At 62.0% G+C, this 18,728-nt stretch carries 17 protein-coding genes; 2 read left to right on the forward strand and 15 right to left on the reverse strand.

Features of this window, described 5'->3' with window-relative positions; translation table 11 throughout:
• Nucleotides 1–22 precede the first annotated feature (22 nt).
• The 4 genes from E4662_RS02240 to E4662_RS02255 are packed head-to-tail and all read right to left on the reverse strand — an operon-like array spanning nucleotide 23 to nucleotide 4,491.
• On the reverse strand, nucleotides 23–1,363 hold the full coding sequence (locus E4662_RS02240) for an NAD(P)/FAD-dependent oxidoreductase (RefSeq protein WP_136439637.1): 1,341 nt from the start codon (nucleotides 1,361–1,363) through the stop codon (nucleotides 23–25).
• A complete protein-coding gene (locus tag E4662_RS02245; protein WP_136439638.1) occupies nucleotides 1,360–2,856 on the reverse strand; it encodes an aldehyde dehydrogenase in 1,497 nt (498 codons plus the stop codon). The genes E4662_RS02240 and E4662_RS02245 overlap by 4 nt, the downstream gene beginning before the upstream one ends.
• The gene (locus E4662_RS02250; RefSeq protein WP_136439639.1) at nucleotides 2,853–3,776 is read right to left on the reverse strand and encodes a dihydrodipicolinate synthase family protein; all 924 of its coding nucleotides are present in this window, start codon (nucleotides 3,774–3,776) and stop codon (nucleotides 2,853–2,855) included. Before E4662_RS02250 ends, E4662_RS02245 begins: the two co-directional genes overlap by 4 nt.
• Nucleotides 3,777–3,783: 7 nt before the next feature.
• Nucleotides 3,784–4,491, reverse strand: a complete 708-nt coding sequence (locus E4662_RS02255; RefSeq protein WP_240705094.1) for a GntR family transcriptional regulator — start codon at nucleotides 4,489–4,491, stop codon at nucleotides 3,784–3,786.
• Between the two features lie 132 nt (nucleotides 4,492–4,623).
• On the opposite strand from E4662_RS02255, the gene E4662_RS02260 reads away from it, so the two are divergent.
• A complete protein-coding gene (locus E4662_RS02260; protein WP_240705095.1) occupies nucleotides 4,624–5,571 on the forward strand; it encodes a GlxA family transcriptional regulator in 948 nt (315 codons plus the stop codon).
• A 10-nt stretch (nucleotides 5,572–5,581) separates the two neighbouring features.
• Here E4662_RS02260 and E4662_RS02265 read toward each other — a convergent pair whose 3' ends face one another.
• The 9 genes from E4662_RS02265 to E4662_RS02305 all read right to left on the reverse strand — a co-directional run bounded on the left by E4662_RS02265 (nucleotide 5,582) and on the right by E4662_RS02305 (nucleotide 14,746).
• Nucleotides 5,582–5,941 carry a DUF5368 domain-containing protein gene (locus tag E4662_RS02265; protein WP_136439641.1) on the reverse strand — a complete coding sequence of 120 codons (360 nt, stop codon included), beginning with the start codon at nucleotides 5,939–5,941 and terminating at the stop codon, nucleotides 5,582–5,584.
• Nucleotides 5,942–5,953: 12 nt separating this feature from the next.
• Complete coding sequence (locus tag E4662_RS02270) at nucleotides 5,954–7,267, reverse strand: NAD(P)/FAD-dependent oxidoreductase (protein WP_136439642.1); 1,314 nt, start codon at nucleotides 7,265–7,267, stop codon at nucleotides 5,954–5,956.
• A 110-nt stretch (nucleotides 7,268–7,377) separates the two neighbouring features.
• A complete protein-coding gene (locus tag E4662_RS02275) occupies nucleotides 7,378–7,815 on the reverse strand; it encodes a DsrE family protein (protein ID WP_136439643.1) in 438 nt (145 codons plus the stop codon).
• Nucleotides 7,816–7,926: 111 nt separating this feature from the next.
• Nucleotides 7,927–8,064 carry a cytochrome bd-I oxidase subunit CydX gene (gene cydX, locus E4662_RS02280; RefSeq protein WP_136439644.1) on the reverse strand — a complete coding sequence of 46 codons (138 nt, stop codon included), beginning with the start codon at nucleotides 8,062–8,064 and terminating at the stop codon, nucleotides 7,927–7,929.
• Nucleotides 8,065–8,082: 18 nt separating this feature from the next.
• On the reverse strand, nucleotides 8,083–8,544 hold the full coding sequence (locus E4662_RS02285) for a DsrE family protein (protein ID WP_136439645.1): 462 nt from the start codon (nucleotides 8,542–8,544) through the stop codon (nucleotides 8,083–8,085).
• Nucleotides 8,545–8,559: 15 nt separating this feature from the next.
• Complete coding sequence (gene cydB, locus E4662_RS02290; RefSeq protein ID WP_136439646.1) at nucleotides 8,560–9,723, reverse strand: cytochrome d ubiquinol oxidase subunit II; 1,164 nt, start codon at nucleotides 9,721–9,723, stop codon at nucleotides 8,560–8,562.
• A 5-nt stretch (nucleotides 9,724–9,728) separates the two neighbouring features.
• Complete coding sequence (locus E4662_RS02295; protein ID WP_136439647.1) at nucleotides 9,729–11,342, reverse strand: cytochrome ubiquinol oxidase subunit I; 1,614 nt, start codon at nucleotides 11,340–11,342, stop codon at nucleotides 9,729–9,731.
• 132 nt (nucleotides 11,343–11,474) lie between these two features.
• A complete protein-coding gene (gene cydC, locus E4662_RS02300; RefSeq protein WP_240705096.1) occupies nucleotides 11,475–13,112 on the reverse strand; it encodes a thiol reductant ABC exporter subunit CydC in 1,638 nt (545 codons plus the stop codon).
• Nucleotides 13,109–14,746 carry an ABC transporter ATP-binding protein/permease gene (locus E4662_RS02305; RefSeq protein WP_136439648.1) on the reverse strand — a complete coding sequence of 546 codons (1,638 nt, stop codon included), beginning with the start codon at nucleotides 14,744–14,746 and terminating at the stop codon, nucleotides 13,109–13,111. Before E4662_RS02305 ends, cydC begins: the two co-directional genes overlap by 4 nt.
• A gap of 122 nt (nucleotides 14,747–14,868) precedes the next feature.
• Here E4662_RS02305 and E4662_RS02310 point away from each other — a divergent pair, with 122 nt between their 5' ends.
• Complete coding sequence (locus tag E4662_RS02310) at nucleotides 14,869–15,339, forward strand: RrF2 family transcriptional regulator (protein WP_136439649.1); 471 nt, start codon at nucleotides 14,869–14,871, stop codon at nucleotides 15,337–15,339.
• 32 nt (nucleotides 15,340–15,371) lie between these two features.
• Here the strand turns inward: E4662_RS02310 and E4662_RS02315 are convergent, their stop codons facing one another.
• Entirely contained in the window at nucleotides 15,372–16,775 is a 1,404-nt protein-coding gene (locus E4662_RS02315; RefSeq protein WP_136439650.1) for an MATE family efflux transporter, read from the reverse strand.
• Complete coding sequence (locus E4662_RS02320; RefSeq protein ID WP_136439651.1) at nucleotides 16,772–18,652, reverse strand: cation:proton antiporter domain-containing protein; 1,881 nt, start codon at nucleotides 18,650–18,652, stop codon at nucleotides 16,772–16,774. The genes E4662_RS02315 and E4662_RS02320 overlap by 4 nt, the downstream gene beginning before the upstream one ends.
• Nucleotides 18,653–18,728 lie beyond the last annotated feature (76 nt).

Genomic DNA, 18,728 nt, shown 5'->3' on the forward strand with positions numbered 1-18,728 from the left:
TTTCAGCCCAAGCGCGCGCGGCCTACTCTGCCCGCGCCCGCCATTCTTTCCACCGCAACACCGCGTTTGCCCCGATCTGCTGAAACGGCTGTGGGGGTAGACGCCGGGGTGCAGTTTCTGAATTGAAATGTGTGCTGATCGCGCTCGTCTCGCCCATGGCCATCTCGGCTGCCGCAATGCCGGCCAACGTGCCGCGCGCGGTGCCAAGCCCGTTCTGGACACAGCCCGACCAAAGCCCGGTGTCGAGCTGACGCGTCACCGACACGCCGTTGAGGCTCAGACACAGGTGCCCGGCCCAGGCATGGGCCATCTTCAACCCGGCAAGCTGCGGAAACCTTTGGTCAAACTTGCGCTGCATTACCGTCTGGGCACGAGCCAGTCCGCCGGAACCGGGGCGCATGCCCGGCCGCAGGCTTGCGCAGGTCCGCACGACGATGCGATTGCCCCCCTGCCCTGTGTCGATCCGGCGGACGGTGGTGCCCATCGGGTCGGACGGGGTGATCCCCCAGCGCGCCTGACCGCCAAGTCGTTTGAGCATCTCTGTGTCCAGTTCCGGCGACATGACCGCATAGAGGAACAGTTGCATCAGACGCCCGCGCGCGAAGCCAAAGCTCTCCAGATGACCGTTCACCGTCAGGATCACCTTCGGCGCGGTCACCTGCCCTTTGGGTGTCTCGATCTGCCAGTCCGGCCCGACCCTTTCAAAGCCAAGCGCAGGGGTGTCTTCGAAGATCTTCACGCCATCCCAACGCAGACCCATCGCCAACCCGCGAATATAGCCCGCCGGTTGCAGCATCACCGTGCCCGGCGAATAAAGCCCGGATTGGTAATGCGAGGAGCCGGTCAGGGCCAACATCTCCTGCGCATCCAGCAGTTCGCAGGCCTCACCCAGACCTTCCAGATGCTTGGCATAGGTTTGGTTGTGTGCCTGCGCCGCCGCACTGACCGCACCGTTTACCTTGCCTGCCTCGTCAAAGAAGTTGCGGTCTATGCCAAACTCTTCGACGGCTTCGCGGGCAAAACCGATGGCCTTGCGATTGAGTGCAATTTGCGCGCGGTCATCCCCCGACCCGGCGTAATCCTCTGATTGCAGATCATGCGGCAGGTCGATCATGAAGCCGGAGTTGCGGCCCGCCGCCCCTTCGGCCAGCATCCCGGCCTCCAGAACCACAACGCGCAGCTTGGGGTCAATCTGGCGCAGCCGCCGTGCGGCGGACAGACCGGCAAAGCCCGCACCGATCACCACCACATCGGCGGTGATCTCCCGCTCCAGAGGCGTTGCATCGGGTTGCGGCGGCAGGATCGCGTTCCATGCCGCCGGACCAAGCTGCACCGGCAGACGTTTGGCCCGGTAGCCGATCAATCGACGGCCTCGTCCGCGTCGTCGCTCAGGTCGAGCCAGATCGTCTTGATCTGCGTGTATTGGTCATGCGCGTGGATGCCGTTGTCGCGCCCGCCAAAGCCGGATTGCTTGTAACCGCCGAAGGGCGTGGAAATGTCTCCCTCGCCATAGCTGTTCACCGTGACCGTCCCCGCCCTGAGCTGGCGCGCGCCGCGCAGGGCGCGTTTGGCGTTGGCGGTGAAGAGAGAGGCCGCAAGGCCGTAGTCGCTGTCATTCGCCACTGCGATTGCCTCGTCAAAACTGCTTACGGTGATCACGGACAGCACAGGGCCGAAGATCTCCTCGCGCGCAAGGGGGCTGTCCCCTGCAGCCACATCCACCACCGTCGGCTCGACAAAACCGCCGTCCGCCTTGCCTCCGAAAACCACGGTCTCCGCCTGTTCCAGATACCCGCAAACTTTGTCGAAATGCGCCGCGCTGACCAGCGCGCCGACGCGGGTTTCCGGATCCAGCGGATCGCCAACGGTCCATTCCTTCGCGTGATGTGCAATGCGGGCGAGCAGATCGTCCTTGACGTCACGATGCACGATCAGCCGCGAGGTGGCCGAGCAGTTCTCGCCCATATTCCAGAACGCCCCGTTCACCACATGCGCCGCCACACGGTCGAGGTTTTCCGCGTCATTCATGACAATGGCCGGGTTCTTGCCCCCCATCTCAAGCACCACTTCCTTGGCGTTGCTTTCTCCCGAATAGCCAAGGAACCGTTTGCCGGTGACGGTAGAGCCGGTGAAGCTGACCATGTCGATATCCGCATGACGCCCGATGGGTTCGCCCACCTCGGCCCCGCCGCCGGGCAGCACGTTCAGCACGCCGCGCGGCAGGCCCGCCTCAACCGCCAGTTCCGCCAGTTTCAGCGCTGTAAGTGAGGTCTCTTCGGCGGGTTTCAAAACCACCGAGCAGCCCGCCGCCAAAGCCGGCGCGATCTTCCAAGCCATCATCAAAAGCGGGAAGTTCCATGGCAGGACCAGCCCCACCACGCCAATCGGCTCGCGCACCACCAATGCGATGTGATCGTCCGACGCGGGCGCGACCTGGTCATAGATCTTGTCGATCAGTTCCGCGTGCCACTTGATGCAATGGATGGTCTCGGGCACATCCACCGTCTCGCAATCATAGATCGTCTTGCCGCTGTCGAGGCTCTCCATGACGGCCAGTTCGCGCGCATTCCGCGTCATCAGTTTGCACAGGCGGATCAGCACATCCTTGCGCTCGGAGGGGTGCAGGCGCGACCAGCGGCCATCGTCAAACGCCTCTCGCGCCTTGGCCACCGCCACATCCACATCGGCAGCGCCACAGGATGCCACCTGCGCCAGGTCCTCGCCCGTCGCCGGGTTCACCGTTGCAAAGGTCTCGCCAGAGATCGCCGGACGATAGCCGCCGTCGACAAAGGCCATGGTCGGCAGGTCCAGCGCTGCGGCTATCGCCTTGTATTCGTCTTTTGTCAGCAAGCTCATTGTGCGCCCTCCGCCCGGATCTCGGCAATCGTCTGTTTCAACACACGCGTGACCTGTTCCAGCGCGCGTTTGTCGTCCTTGTTCAAGGCTTTCAGTGGTGGCCGCACAACCGAGCAATCAATGCCCGTCATTGTCACCCCGTGTTTGATCGTCTGTATGAACTTGCCACCCTGCTCCAGCACCCGCATCAGGGGCATCATGGCTGACATGATGCGGCGGCCTTTGGTGAAATCCCCTTCCAGAACACAGGCCTCGTAGAGCGCCACATGTTCGGCAGGCAGGAAGTTGGAGCCGCCGCAGACCCAGAAGGGCGAACCCCAGGCAAAGAACTCAAGCGCCTGATCATCCATGCCGCAGCCGAGCTGAATATGCGGATAATCCCGGGCAAGAAGATGCACGCGGTTGATATCGCCTGAACTTTCCTTGATCCCGCAGAAGTTGCGGCTCCGGCCCACACGATCCAGAAATTCTTCGCCCATCATCGTCCCGGTGCGGTGCGGGTAGTTATAGAGCATGATCGGCAGGTCAGCGGCCTTGTCGATGGCCAGCGCGTTCAGCGCGTTTTCCCGGTCCGTCGGCACCGCATAAGGCGGCGAGGCCAAGAGGATCGCATCCGCGCCCATCTCCCGCGCAGCCCGAGCAAGGGCAACGGAATCGTCCGTCAGCATCGCCCCGGTGCCAATCACCACCGGCACCCGGCCTTTAACGTGATCCACGGTAAAGCGTGCAATCTCGATGCGTTCCGCAACGGTCTGGGCATAGTTCTCGCCGGTGGAGCCGCCGGAGATCAGCCCGTGCACACCTTGGGAGATCAGCCAGTCGATGACATCGCCCAAAGCGTCCCATCGGACGCTGTAGTCCTCGGCATAGGGGGTAACGACAGGCGTATAGATCCCGTCAAATCGGAAACGTGGGGTCATGAGCGTCTTATCCGGTTCTTGTGTTCGGAAGCGAGCCAAGCGGCACATCCAGCCCGCCCGGCATCACGTAGAGTTCGATCTGGTCGCGCGAGAGCGCCCAGTGTTCATCGGCAAGTTGCCCGGCGCGCAGGTCATCCTGCGCGCGGATGGCGGCGATGATCTGGTCGTGCTGGTCACTGGCCTTGCCAAGGTTGCCTGCCATCTCGGAGGTGGTGGGCCGATAAAAGGTGGTCCCGATGCGCGCGTGGTCGATCAGCAGACGCCGGAAGGAGGGGCGCAGATAGACGTTGTTCGCCATCTCGCCGGTGATCTCGTGAAAGCGGTTGTTGGCAAGCGCGCTGTCCACCGGAGAGCCGCTGCGCAGGGCGGCGCGGAAGCCATCCTGAGCGGCGCAAAGCGCTTTCAGCTGGTCACCGGTCCGGTTCAGCGCCGCAAGGCGCAGCACCGCGCCATAAATCATCGGTGCCGCCACGAAGAAATCGCGCATGGTGGCAAAGGACATGTCCATCACCCGCACCGAGCGGTTTTCGCGCAGTTGCACATAGCCCTCGCCCGCGAGCTGACGCAGCACCTCGCGCAGCGGGGTTCGGGAAATGGCAAAGGCTTCGGACAGAGCGGCCTCGTCGATATCCGCCCCCGGTGCCATGCGGGTCGAAAGGATTTCCAGCCGCAGGTGTTCAAGCAGCTTTGCCTTGGTGTTTTTCGTCTCGCTCACGCCTGTGTTCCCGGTCCGATTCCAATAGGTCGATGCCATTGCATAATCAGCCTGTACCAACTTTACAATCTTTGTATAAAGTATTGCGACACGCGCGACCTCAATGACGACATCGCAAAGGATTCACCTCAATTGGCCACGCAGCACTTCGTTTTCCTTCTCGTCGAGAACCACACGCATCTGACCTTGGCCTGCGCCACGGAACCGCTGCGCATCGCCAACATGATCAGCGGTGAGACGCTCTACAGCTGGTCCTACGCATCCGAAGACGGCGTCTCCGCCACCGCGTCCAACGGCACGGTGACGCTGGTCCAGCATCGCTTTGACGATCTGCCGAAATGCGCGCGGCTGTTTGTCATTCCGGGGCTGCATATGACCAACTACATCACCCCCACCCTGCTGACCTGTCTGCGCAAGGCGAAAACGTCGCCCGCCAAGGTCGGAGCGCTGTGTTCGGGGGCTTGGATCCTGGCCGAGGCCGGATTTCTGGACGGGATGAAAGCAGCGATCCATTGGGAGTATCACGACGCCTTTGAAGAACGTTTTCCCGACATCACATTGGTACGCAGCGTTTTTGTGGCGGATGAAAAACACATCACCGCCTCTGGTGGCACCGCCACGGCGGACCTGATGCTGCATCTCGTTGACGAGGATCATGGCTATGATCTCTCGGTCGCCGTGTCTGACATGATGGTTTACGCGGGCGCACGGGAAGCCAATGTGGAGCAGAAAATCTCGCTCCAGTCGCGTTATGGCATGCGCAATCCACATGTGGCCAAGGCCATCGAGTTGATGCGAGAGGCCTTGGAAGAACCCGTCCCGCCGATGAAAATCGCAGCGGAGCTGGGGATTTCGGTACGGCAGCTGGAGCGGCTCTTTGGCCGCTATTTCAACACCAGCCCGAGCCGCTACTACATGGAGCTGCGGCTTGACCGCGCCCGGAACCTGCTGATGCAGACGGAACTCTCCGTTTCAGAGATCGCCATCGCCAGCGGCTTCCAGAGCGTCGGCCATTTCTCCCGCCTGTATCGGCGCAGCTTTGGCACCACGCCGAGTGGACAAAGAGGGCGCAAGGGGTAACCCGCAGCGGTTACTCGCTCCCGCGCGCCGAGCGGGCGAAGAGGGATTCGAGCGTGTAGACGAGGATCGCGCCACCCACGGCGCCGCCGACCGCCACCATCATAAGCACGATCACGTCTATCGGCCCGCCGATGTTTGCGAGCTTCGAATTGGTCATCACCATGACAAACCAGACCGCCGCAACGGCCCCGAACGGCATCGACAACTGCGCCAGCAGGAATTTGCGCCAGCTGATATTGCGATCCCGGACCAGCACAAACAGATAGCCCACCGTGACCAGCGCCGCGGCGGCGGCCATGGCCCAGAACAACCCGCGTCCAAAGATTTCCTCGAAGACGGCAATCAGGGTTTCAAGTGTCAGTTTTTTCATGTCCCAATCTCCTCAGGCTTTGCCGCGCAGCATGGCGTTGTAGGTTGCTTTCAGGGCGACTTCCTTCATCAGCCAGCTGATCCACAGCTCCTCAAGCGGAGCGATGATGCCCGGGAAGCTGGGGACGAGGTTGTTGTTGTAGTCGAACTCGACCAGCATGGCGCGCCCGACCCGTGTGATCATCGGGCAGGAGGTGTAGCCGTCGTAGAAGTCGGTGCTCTCGCGGCCCTCAATCGCGGCCACAAGGCCGTCCTCGACCACCGGCACCTGCCATTTGACGGAAGCCGCCGTCTTGCCTTTCGGCACGCCTGCCACATCGCCGAGCGCCCAGATCGTGTCATAGCGCAGGTGGCGCAGGGTGAACTTGTCGCATTCGACCCAACCCTGATCTTCCCACTTGTTGGCCCAGGACAGGCCGGACTGGCGGATCACCTCTGGTGCGCGCTGCGGCGGGATGATGTGGATGTAGTCGTAGTCCATCTCCAGATCGATGCCATCGGCGTCCGCGAAGGTGGCGCGCCTCTTCTCGGCATCAATGGATTTGAGCGTATGTTTCATATGCGGGGTCACGCCGCGATCCCCGAACAGCATCCGCACCTTTTCCGCGACGATCGGCACGCCGAAAAGCGAGCCTTGCGGGGCGGCATAGTGCATGTCGATCTTGCTGCCGTTGCCCGCCCGCTTGGCCAGATCGTCGATCAGGAAAGTGTGCTTGAGCGGCGCGCCCGCGCATTTCATTTCTGTCGCGGGCCGGGTGAAAAGCCCCATGCCGCCGGTCTCAATAAATTCGCCCGCGGCCTGCCACGTGCGCGCGGCATATTCCGGTCCGGCATAGAGCGCACCGATGCCGTTCTTGCCGACCATATCGAGGCTGAAGCCTTCGATGGCATCATGATCAAGGATCAGACCCGGAGCCACCACGAGGAAATCATACGGCACGGTCTCGCCGCCGTCCGTCGCAACGGTCTTGGCTTCGGGATCAATCGCCGCTGCCTTTTCGGCGATGAGCGTGACACCATCGGGGAGCCAATCGGTGGTTTTGCTGACCACGTAATCGGCCGGTTTCAGACCCGCCGCCACGAGCGACAGGCCCGGCTGATAGAGATGCTGAACACGCGGATCAATCAGGGTGATTTTCGCCCCATCAAGCCGCCGCACAAGACGGTTGGCCAAAGCCGTGCCCCCTGCCCCGGCCCCGATGATGACGATCTTGGCGGAGGTGGCGACCTGGGCCTCGGCTTCCTTGGTCGCAGACAAGGTGGCCGCAGCAGCCCCTGCGGCGGCCAGCCCGAAAAACTGCCGACGCGTCGCGTTCAGCTTGGTCATGGTTTTCTCCTCGGAAGATATATTCGAAACATCTAATATCACGAAAATCAGATGTGTTTTTGACACAGATCAAGCCGCGCCCCATCGGGACGCGGTGCCGTGCTTTTAGATTAGTAGGACGTGACCCGCGCGCCCGGCGCGATCATGGCGGTCGCCATGGCAGGCGGCTGGGCAACGGTGATGCCATCCAGCAGGACGTCGGGACTTGCGCCCTTCGACGGCAGGTAAATTGCGCAGACCTCCACCTTCGATCCCGGCAAAGCCGCGATCTTGCTCATAAGGCCCTGCGGGCTCATGCCTTTGGGCGGCTGGCCAGAGGTGGCCGAGGCCGGGGCGTCCTTCAACGCGATGTCAGCAGCCGGGCCACAGAGCAGAACGTGCTGCGCCACACCTTGCTGCGCGGCCTGCATGGCCAGCACCATCGCCATCAACTGGGTCTGCGGCTCCGGGGCGGTCAGGATGGTCACCAGTGTTTGTGGCGCATCCTGTGCATGAACAGGGGCCGCAAAAGACAAGGCAGCGCAGGCCGAAAGAACAAGTTTTTTCATGGATTGGGGTCTTTCATTAGGGAAGGGAATTCGGAGGACCGGGCATCAGCGCAGCGGCCAATGCCCGGCCCCCGGTGCAGGGGCAGGAAGGGACGACGCCCCCGCATGTCTTCAGTGTTTATGCTCGCCCATCGGGCAGTCACCTTCTTCGGAGAAGCAGGCGTCCGTCCGCAGTTCTAGCCACATGGCGTTCAGAACCGCGAAGAGCGCGGCAAGCGGAAGGCCAAGCAGCCAGGCAAAATACCACATCGTCAGAGCACCTCCCGGTTACCAGGCAAGAGTTTTGACATTGGGATCAAAAAGCAGCCCTTCGACCACCGGCCATGTTCCCATGGTGACACCGTCAATATAGTCGGCCTTGGTCAGCCCCGCTGCCTTGGAGCAAGCGCCGCACATGATCACCTGCCCCCCATCCGCGATGAAGGCGGCCAGCATGTCCTGAATGGACGTGCCGCTCTCGGCCATCAATCCGTGCACATGGCTCGCGCGTTTCTTGTCCGCAAGGTAGACGCCGCGCACGTTCAGCCAAATCGCAACCGGTTCATGGCCGTTCTTGAGCGCCTTGTCATGGGCGAACATAATGGCCTTGGCAGCGGACCATGTATCGTCCGTTGTCAGGTTCACGAACAAGCCGGGCTTGGCCTCTTCTGCGACCAAGGCAGGGGCCGTGGCGGAGAGGCTGGCCAAGGCGATGGCAATGGCGGCAAGGGGAGTTGCGATACGTTTCATGATCAGGGTCCTTCCTCAGTAAACGGAATGCGTGTTTTCGGTGACGTCCGCCTCGGTGACCTTGCCCCAGAGCACTTTGTAGACCCACGCGGTGTACATCAGGATCAGAGGCATGAAGATCAGCGTGACGATCAGCATGATGAACAGGGTCTGGTGCGACGACGAGGCATCCCAGACGGTGAGCGAGCTGTTCGGATCCACCGTGGACGGCAGAATGAAGGGGAACATGGTCAGACCCACAGAGGCGATCACGCCTGTGATCCCCATCTTGGACCAGAGCAGGGTCGCGACCTCGTGCCCGGCTCTCAGGCCACGAATGGCCATGGCCATGCCGAGGAACCCCATGACCGGAGCCACAGCGATCCATGGGCGCAACGTGTAGGCGGCCAGCCAGGACCCCTCGCGGGTAACGTCCGAGTACAGCGGGTTCGACGGGCCGCTGGCGACCGGTTCCTGGACCAGGGCAAAGCCGTCGATCCCGAAGGCCAGCCACAGGCCAGCCAGAGCATAGGCGCCCATGGCGACACAGCCCGCAATCACCCCGATGGCGCGGGCGCGGGTTGCAACCGGGCCTTCAGCCTTGAGCAGAAGCCACGCCGCGCCATGCATGAGCAGCATGGAAAGGGACACCACACCGGCCAGCAGCGCGAAGGGATGCAACAGACCCAGGAACTTGCCGTAGAAGCTGCCCTCGTACATCGGCATGAGGTCTTCGGTCAGGTAGAACGGCACGCCCAGCAGGACATTGCCCACGGCCACCCCGAAGAGCAGCGCCGGTACCGCACCCCCTGCAAACAGCGCCCAGTCCCACGCGTTGCGCCACGTGGCGGACTCGCGTTTGGAGCGGTATTTGAAGGCCACGGGCCGCACGATCAGCGCCGCCAGCACCACGAACATGGCAAGGTAGAAGCCGCTGAACGATACCGCATAAAGCGGCGGCCAGGCGGCGAAGATCGCGCCGCCGCCAAGGATGAACCAAACCTGGTTGCCTTCCCAGACCGGCCCCACGGTGTTGATCGCCACGCGGCGTTCGATGTCCGATCTGGCAACGAAAGGCAGCAAAGCGCCCACGCCCATGTCGAACCCGTCCGTCAGGGCAAATCCGATCAGCAACACGCCCAGAAGCGCCCACCAGATCACGCGAAGAATGTCATAATCGATCAGTTCATAGAGGATCATCTGTCTTACTCCGCTGGCGTCGATGCAAAGGGGCCTTGCCCGTCGTGGGTGCGCAGGCGGTGCTCATGGCGCGCTTGCCAGGCTTCGGTTTCGGCAACGTCCTGATAGGGGCCTTTGCGGATGTATTTGACCATCAGGCTCACCTCGATCACGAAGAGGACCGAGTAGAAGAGGATAAAACCGGCAAGCGTGATGAGCAGGTCCGCAATGCTCAGGTGCGAGGCGCTCAGCGCCGTGGGCAGCACCCCGTCCACGGTCCACGGCTGGCGGCCAAACTCGGCCACGAACCAGCCCATCTCTGCCGCGATCCACGGCGTCGGGATGATGGCCACGGCGGCGTAGAGCGACCAGCGCGGAAATTGCATCCGATAGAAAGACGCCCGGACAAAGAAGTAGAGCATCACCGCGATGAAACTGAAGCCGAGCGCCACCATGATGCGGAAAGCCCAGAACAGCGGGAACACCCCGGGCACCGTATCATCGGCGGCCATCTTGATCTGCGCTTCGGACGCCTCGCGCGGATCGTCGATGTATTTCTTCAGCAGGAAGGCATAGCCGAGATCGTCGGAGTTCTGTTCGAAGACAAAGCGCGCTTCGGCGGGCGCATCGCCGCGCTGTTCGCGAATGGTCATCAGCGCGTCATAGGCGATGATGCCCCTGCGGATCTTGGCCTCGGATTCGGCCACCAACTCGTTGATGCCCGGAATTTCTTCGGTCAGGCTGCGCGTGCCGATCAGCCCCATCGCCCACGGGATGTGGATGGCGTAATGGGTTTCGCGCGCCTCCTGATCGGGGAAGCCAACCAGCGTGAAGGAGGCCGGAGCGGGCTCCGTGTCCCACATCGCCTCGATCGCCGCGAGTTTCATTTTCTGGGTGTGGCTCGCGGAATACCCGGATTCGTCCCCCAACAACACAACGGACAGCGCCGAGGCCAGTCCAAAGGCCGCCGCCACCGCAATGGAGCGGCGGGCGAGGTCCTTGTGTCGGTCCTGCAACAAATAGAGCGCCGAGACGCCGAGCACGAAGATCGCCGCCGTCACGTAACCGGCAGAGACCGTATGCACAAATTTCGCCTGCGCCACTTCGTTGAAGAGCACCTCGAAGAACGACGTCATCTCCATGCGCATGGTATCGGGATTGAACTCTGCGCCGACCGGGTTCTGCATCCAGCCATTGGCGATCAGGATCCACAGGGCCGAGAAGTTCGAGCCCAGTGCCACAAGCCAGGTCACGATCATATGCGCCACCTTGCTGAGCTTGTCCCAGCCGAAGAAGAACAACCCGACAAAGGTTGCTTCCATGAAAAAGGCCATGAGCCCTTCGATGGCCAGCGGCGCGCCGAAGATGTCGCCGACATAGTGGCTGTAGTAGCTCCAGTTCATACCGAACTGGAATTCCATGGTGATGCCGGTGGCGACGCCAAGGACAAAATTGATCCCGAACAGCGTGCCCCAGAACTTCGTCATCTGCCGCCAGATCGGGCGGTTTGTCATGACATAGACGGTCTCCATGATCGCCACGAGGATCGACAGACCCAGCGTCAGCGGCACGAAGAGGAAGTGATACATGGCTGTCAGCGCGAATTGTAATCGCGACAGCTCGACCAGTCCGAACTCCATATCAAGTCTCCTTGGCAGTTATTGCGCATCACAGATGCGGATTAAAACTGCTTATATTCCGATTCTGGAATGCAGATTTGACCCAGATCAAATTCCGCATCACAAATACGGAATTTTGAGTATGGGGGAGTTTCAGGCGTTGCTAAGTGTCAGGACATGATCCGCTGCCGCGACCTCAACGGATCGGTGGCTGGCCATCAGAATCGCAGCATCCGGCAAAGCCGCGCGCAAGCCTGCCATCACACGGGCAGCGGTGGCTTCGTCCAGTCCCTCTGTCGGCTCATCAAGTAGAAGCACAGCCGGGCGGCACAGGATCGCGCGCGCCAGCACCAACCGGCGTGCCTCGCCTCCAGACAGCCCCGCACCGCGGAACCCCAACTCTGCGCTGAGGCCGCCTTTTTCTTGAACCGTATTGGCCAGACAAACCGCGTTCAAAGCGTCCCACAGGCAATCATCGGAGGCCTCCGGATCCGCAAAACGCAGATTCTCGGCGATGCTTCCAGAGATCAACGCGCTGCGCTGCGGGACAAGGACAACCGTTTGCGGCGGCAGGTTCTCTAAGCGCTGGCCTGCCCATGTGACCAAACCCCGCGACGGCGCCAGCGCCCCGGCGGCCACAAGCAGAACAGTGCTTTTTCCCACGCCACTTGGCCCGGTCAGAGCGCACATCTCCCCCGGCGCGACAGTCAACGACAGGTCACGCAGGATCCGCCGTTTGCCGGCACCGTTCTCATAGCTGACGGACTCAAGGATCAGATCGCCGGACTCCGCGGTTCCAAGGTGTTTCGACGGTTCATCGTTTGCTTCGATCAATGGCAACACCCGGCGTGCTGCCTGCACCATGCGTCCGATCTCCGACAAGGCCCGCCGCACTGGGGCCACCGCTTCCCCAAGTGCCAGCGCGGCAAAAACCGCAATCGCCGCCTGCGCCGCGTTCAGCTCACCCGCCTGAACCAGCATCCCACCAATCGCGAGAGCCGACGCCGTGATTAATGCCGTAATCAGGTCCAACGCCGCCCCGCAGTGCCGCTCGATCCGGTCCAGCTTTTGGCGCCCAGCCGCATGGCGGGCAAACGCCTGTTGTACATGGGCCGCCGTCGCATTGATCTGCCCGTAAACCGCCAGGTCATCGCGCCCTGCGATCAGGTCAATCAACCGGGATCGCGCCGCCTGCAACGCTGCCTCTGTTCGACGTGCATGGCCTTGCGCCACACGTTGGCCAAGCAGGAAAACAAGGGTTGGAAGCAGCAGGTAGCCCAGCCCGATCAGAAGCGCGACAGCCGGGTGCACCAGCCACCAGATCACCGCCGTGGCAGCCAGAATGACGAGCCACCCCGCGAAAGCCGGGATAAACAGGCGCAAAAGCGCGCCGTCCAGCGCATCAATGTCGGCAGTGACCCGGTTCAGAAAGGCATTGGCCCGCAGACGCTCCAGCGAGCGAAACGGGCGGCTCATCAACCCTTGCAGCACCTGCCGCCGCAGCGTCGAAAGCGCGCGCAGGGTGGCGTCATGGGTCAGCACCCGCTCGCCATAGCGGGCAAAGGTCCGCCCCAGGGCCAGGAAACGGACCATGGACGACGGAATGAACACATTGAACAGGATGCCAAGCCCCGCCATTCCGGCCGCCGCCGCCGCCGTGATGAACCAGCCGGACAGCCCCAGAAGCGCGACGCCCATGACCAGCACCGCCACCGAAAGCGCGAACCCGTACAGCAAGGCGCGGCGCACTTCGCGGAGCATGATCCGCATGAGGTCAAGCAATGCTTTCACGCGGAGTCCCCCAACGGCGCATCGAGCCGGATGACGCGATCCAGCCGGGCGATCAGCTTCGGATCATGGGTCGAGACCATCAGCGTGCCACCCGCAGCGGAGAACGCCAGCAGGCTGTCGATAATCTCATCGGCGGTCTGCGCATCGAGGTCAGCGGTTGGCTCGTCGGCCAGCAAGAGCCTGGGCGCACCATGCAAGGCGCGGGCCAGCGTGATCCGCCGCGCTTCGCCGCCCGACAGCCCCGCGCCGCGCGCGCCCAATCGGGTCTGATCGCCTTCGGGCAGCGCGGCAAGCACGCCATGCAATTGCGCCGCGTCGATCACCGCCGGATCCAGGCGCGCACCAAACCCGATGTTATACCGCAGGCTGCGATCAAGGAAATGCGGGGCCTGCGGCATCCAGCCAATCCCGGCACGCCAGCTTTCGGCCACGTCATCATCAAGCATCTGATCATTCAGCAAAATCGCGCCGCGATCCGGGCGCTCAAGTCCAGCCAGAAGCCGCAGGAGCGACGTTTTACCACTGCCGCTTGACCCGATGATTGCCAAGCTGTCACCGGGAGACACCGTCAGATCGGGATACCGTCGATTGCGGAAATGTAGGCCGGAGACATACACCTCGGCGCCCCGCAAATCGGCATCGGTTGCGCCGCCGCCCATCCGCAAAGGCCTGTCCTCTGTTCGCCAGTCCTGCAACTCCTGCAGCACGGCTTCTGCGGCGGCGCGGTCATGCCAGGCCGCTGCCAGATCTCGCAGCGGCTGAAAATAATCCGGAGCAAGCAGGAGAAGGTAGATCCCTGCAATCGGGCTCAACGCTCCGCCCCATGCGCCCCATTTCAACTCTCCCAACAGGCTGAACCCAACCCAGACCGCGACCATCGCCACGCCGATTGCCGAGAAAAGCTCCAAAACGGTCGACGACAGGAAAGCGACGCGCAGGACCGCCATGGTGCGGTCTCGCAAGCTGTCGGAAGCAGCGGCAAAGCCGTCGATCACCGCATCCCCTGCCCCGATCAGCCGGAAGTCGGACAGCGCTGCAAGGCGGTCCACCAGCAAATCGCTCAGCGCCCCAACCTCAACCATCTGCCGCGCGCTGGCTGCCTTGGCCGCCCAGCCGACCAAGGCCATGAAGACCGGGATCAGCGGGCCAGCTGCCAAAAGCACAACCGCCACTGCCCAACTGTGCCAAAGCGCCAGGAAGAAGATGACGAGCGGCAGTACAGCGGCCTTGGTGCGTGCCGGTTTGTACCGCAGCAACCACGGACGCACCGCTTCCAGTTTCTCCGCTGCCATGGCCGCCAGAGCGCCGGCGTTGCCGAACCGGGAGTCCTGCGACAGGGTGCTTTCGCGCGCCACGATTTCCGAACGTAGCGCCATGATGCGCACATCGGCGGCCTCTGCCAAAATGCGCTGAGACGACACATCGATCAACGCGCGGACAACCGCCAGCGCGGCAAAGCCCATCGGCGCGATCAGGACCGGAGCCGTTGCCGGTGCCTTCAGCAACTCCGCCATGACCCATGCGAGCAGCGCGGCCTGCAATGGCCAGATCAGCCCGGCCAGAACGGCAAGCAAAGCTCCGGTTCGCTCTCCGGTTTTGAGGCTGTGTTCTGAAAGGGGTTGCGCAGCGAGCATCGAACTATAATCCACATTTCAAATGGGTATTATAACGCACAGCAGAGCGGCGACTTGATCCATCTCAAGGAATATCGGTATTTTTGGTGCAAGTATTTCTCGAGACATAACCCGAGCACCCCATGCGCCTGACCACCAGAACCAACCTCGCCGCCCGTATCCTGATGGCCTGCGCGATCAACCCCGATCGCCTGCTCAGAACTGCGGAAATCGCGGACCTGTGCAATTGCTCTACCAATCATACGGCGCATGTGGTGCAACGTCTGAACGCGGCGGGCTTCCTGTGGACGACGCGCGGGCGGACCGGTGGGATTCGGCTTGCCTTGCCGGTCAACCAGATTTCCATCGGGGACGTGTTTCGCCTGTTCGAGGCCGATATCCCCTTTGCCGAGTGTTTCGACGCCGAAACCAACACCTGCCCGCTCTCCGCGACCTGCCGTTTGCGCAACTACATCACGCGGGCACTTGAGGCATTCTACCATGAGCTGGACATGGTCACGCTTGATGACCTAGTGCGCGGCAATTGCGGCCTTCAGCAGCTTTTGGCGATGCAGCCCGCGCTGCCGGATCACTGCGATACCACGCGCCCCTGAGACCCCGCGACAAGCAGGCTGTTCGGCGGGCCTCAGCGGCGGTGGTTCAGCATGGTAAAATGCCTGCGATGGGTCGAGAACGCCGGACGCTCCGGTTTTTCCGGTTCCGTCACCTCCGCCTGAGACATCACGCGCCTGGCAAGCCAAAGGGAGACCAGCGCGACAAGCACGCCGCCCGCCATTTGCCCGACAAGAACCCCTTCGGCGCCAAGGACCGCCGCGCCAATGGCGACAAACGGCACAACACCCAAGGTGTTGCGGCCCCAGTTGATCCATGTCGAATAGAACGGGTGACCGAGGTTGTTGTAGGAGGCGTTGGCGATAAAGATAATCCCGTTGAAAATCCACGCCAGCGACAGAGGCCCGCAAAACAGATAGATCAGATCACGTGCCGTTCCTTGCGCGTTGAACAGATCGGCGATTGGCCCGCGCAGGAGGAACAGCAGCAGAACAACCGGGACGACAAACACCACGGTCAGTTCAATGGCCCGGCGGAATGCACTGCGCACCCGGTCATGTTGCCCCGCACCGAAATTCTGTCCGATGATCGGCCCTATCGCGCCCGACATGGCAAAGATCAGGGCAAAGGCAATCGGCGTCAGACGCCCGACCACGGCCATCCCGGCCACGGCCTCTTCTCCAAAAGCAGACGCGGCGCGGGTGACATAGGCGCTGCCAATCGGGGTCGCGATGTTGGCCAGCATGGCCGGAGTGGCCAGCCCGGCAATCAGGCTTATGTCTTTGACAATCTTCAACGGTGCGCAGCTTGTCAGCCCGCCATAGCGCCGGATGACATACCAGAGCCCCGATCCGGCGATGGACAGGCGCGCCGCAACCGAAGCCCATGCTGCGCCGTCGAGCCCCATATCCAGCACAAAGATAAAGATCGGATCGAGCACCGCATTCACGGCTCCGCCGATGATCGTAACCATCATCGACAGGTTCGCCGCGCCATGGCTGCGCAGGGCGGCGGAGGCGATCATGCCGATCATCAGGATGGGCATGGTCGGGATCAGGATGCGCAAATAAGAAATCGCCAGATCCTGTGTCTGCCCTGCTGCCCCTACAAGCGCGGTCAGCGCAGGCAGGCTGATGAACACAAGCGCCGCAAAGCCGACGGCAAAGAGAAATCCGAGCACCATGACATGGGTCAGCACTTCGCTCGCCCGATCCCCACGTCCTTCGCCCAACGCCCGCGCAACCAGCGCCCCGGCAGCAATCGAAAACCCGATGCTGACGGAGGTGGTCATGAACAGGATCGACCCGGCAAACCCCACCGCCGCCGCAAGTTCCGACACGCCGAGCATGGAGATGAACACCATGTCCACCAGATCGACCACAAAGAGCGCCAGAAGGCCCACCGCCGAGGTCAGCGACATGACCACGATATGACGGGTCAGGCTACCGGTGAGGAAACGCGCCTGGCTGTCGCTCATGCGCTTTTCTCCGACAGGATGGTTTCGATCCGGGCGTAGAGATCTGCCTCCCAGCCTTCGCGCATTTCGTGGAACCGTTCGAGCAGCTCTTCGTTCTGATGCATCGGGATCGTCGGATCGTAGTGATCTGCAGCCATCAGCATGGCGTTGCGGTCAAACTCCTGAAAGGCGTCGACGACGCCTTCGGCCTGATCCCGCGAATAGCCCAGAGCCTCCACCGCAGAGCGGCCCATGCGCAGCGAGCTGTCATAGGTTTCGCGGATGATATCGCGGCAGCCTGCGGCCCAGAGATCATAGACATGGCTGCGATCTACGGCACGCGCCACGATGTGCACATCGGGATAATGGTGGCGGACGTATTTCACCAGTTCGGTGATCTGTTCCTTGCCGTCAATCGCGATGACCATCAGCTTGGCATCATGAATGCCCGCCGCATGCAGCAGATCAGGCCGCGTGGCGTCCCCGAAATAAGCCTGCACGCCAAAGACTTTCAGAATCTCCAGCTGTTTCGCGCTGAAATCGATCACCGTCGGCGAAAGCCGCGCACCGCGCAGCATCCGCGCCACGATCCCGCCAACCCGGCCATGGCCCGCGATGATGATGTTGCTGGGCTCTTCGATCTGATCCATCTCGCGCTCGTCCGCACCGCTGTAGCGCGGCGCAATCACCCGATCGTACAGGATGAAAAGCGCCGGGGTCAGCAGCATCGACAAGGCCACAACCAGCAAAAGCTGATCGGCCACGGCGGCGGGTATAACCGCGTTGGCAACGGTGAAGGACAGCAGCACAAAGCCAAATTCACCCGCCTGCGCGAGGCCCAGCGCAAAGAGGTAACGATCCGCCCCTTCGATCTTGAAGACGATGGCCAGCACAAACAAAACCGCCGCCTTGAGCAGGATCAGGCCAAGGGTCAACCCAAGGATGATGGCGAAATTGTCGAACAGCAGGCCAAAGTTGATCCCTGCACCAACGGTCATGAAGAAGAGGCCAAGCAGCAGCCCCTTGAACGGATCAATGTCGCTTTCCAGCTCGTGCCGGTACTCACTGTTGGCCAGCACAACGCCTGCAAGGAAGGTGCCAAGCGCCGGGGAAAGGCCGACCAGCGTCATCAGAAGGGCAATGCCGATGACCATCATCAGCGCCGTGGCCACAAACAATTCGCGCAGGTCGGCGGCGGCGATGAAACGGAACAGCGGGCTGGTGAGATAGGAGCCGATACCGATCACGGCAGCGATGGCACCGATTGTCACCAGCGCAACGCCCCAACCGGGAAGGCCATCAACCAGGCTGAGGCTGGCGCCATGATCCCCTTCACCACCATGATCGCCATGACCGGCCGCATGAGACAGGGACTCCGCCAGTTCCGGCATGGCCAGAAGTGGAATAAGGGCAAGCATCGGAATGACGGCAATGTCCTGAAACAGCAGCACGGAAAAGCTCGACTGGCCGCCATCGCTCTTCATGAGCCCCTTTTCACCCAGCGTTTGCAGCACAATCGCGGTAGAGGAGAGCGCCAGCACAAGGCCAATGGCAAGGGCCACGGTCCAGACCTGCCCGAATGCCATGGCCACCGCCATCACCAGAAGCGTGGTCAATCCGACCTGTCCACCGCCCAGCCCCAGCAGGCGCGCGCGCATGGACCAGAGCATCTTCGGCTCCAGTTCCAGCCCGACAAGGAAGAGCATCATCACCACGCCAAACTCGGCGAAGTGCTGAAGCGCCACAACGTCCACGTGAAGAACCGCCAAGACCGGACTGATCGCGATCCCGGCAATCAGGTAGCCCAGCACAGAGCCAAGCCCCAGCCGCGTGGCCAGCGGGACAGAGAACACACCGGCAATCAGGAAAATAAAGGCAAGAAGCAGAAAGTCGGTCACGACACCCCCCTATTCGCAAACCATTGTGCGACCTTACCCATTTTGAGCGGTAAGGACGCAAGAGGAAACTCTCTAC

This window comes from Pacificoceanicola onchidii, assembly GCF_004804335.1.
GTDB lineage: Bacteria > Pseudomonadota > Alphaproteobacteria > Rhodobacterales > Rhodobacteraceae > Pacificoceanicola > Pacificoceanicola onchidii.

Coding starts and splice junctions, on each gene's coding strand:
- E4662_RS02245 (WP_136439638.1), bottom strand. CDS start 2,856: ATGAGCTTGCTGACAAAAGACGAATACAAGGCGATAGCCGCAGCGCTG.
- E4662_RS02250 (WP_136439639.1), bottom strand. CDS start 3,776: ATGACCCCACGTTTCCGATTTGACGGGATCTATACGCCTGTCGTTACC.
- E4662_RS02265 (WP_136439641.1), bottom strand. CDS start 5,941: ATGAAAAAACTGACACTTGAAACCCTGATTGCCGTCTTCGAGGAAATC.
- E4662_RS02270 (WP_136439642.1), bottom strand. CDS start 7,267: ATGACCAAGCTGAACGCGACGCGTCGGCAGTTTTTCGGGCTGGCCGCC.
- E4662_RS02275 (WP_136439643.1), bottom strand. CDS start 7,815: ATGAAAAAACTTGTTCTTTCGGCCTGCGCTGCCTTGTCTTTTGCGGCC.
- cydX (WP_136439644.1), bottom strand. CDS start 8,064: ATGTGGTATTTTGCCTGGCTGCTTGGCCTTCCGCTTGCCGCGCTCTTC.
- E4662_RS02285 (WP_136439645.1), bottom strand. CDS start 8,544: ATGAAACGTATCGCAACTCCCCTTGCCGCCATTGCCATCGCCTTGGCC.
- cydB (WP_136439646.1), bottom strand. CDS start 9,723: ATGATCCTCTATGAACTGATCGATTATGACATTCTTCGCGTGATCTGG.
- E4662_RS02295 (WP_136439647.1), bottom strand. CDS start 11,342: ATGGAGTTCGGACTGGTCGAGCTGTCGCGATTACAATTCGCGCTGACA.
- E4662_RS02305 (WP_136439648.1), bottom strand. CDS start 14,746: ATGCTCGCTGCGCAACCCCTTTCAGAACACAGCCTCAAAACCGGAGAG.
- E4662_RS02310 (WP_136439649.1), top strand. CDS start 14,869: ATGCGCCTGACCACCAGAACCAACCTCGCCGCCCGTATCCTGATGGCC.
- E4662_RS02315 (WP_136439650.1), bottom strand. CDS start 16,775: ATGAGCGACAGCCAGGCGCGTTTCCTCACCGGTAGCCTGACCCGTCAT.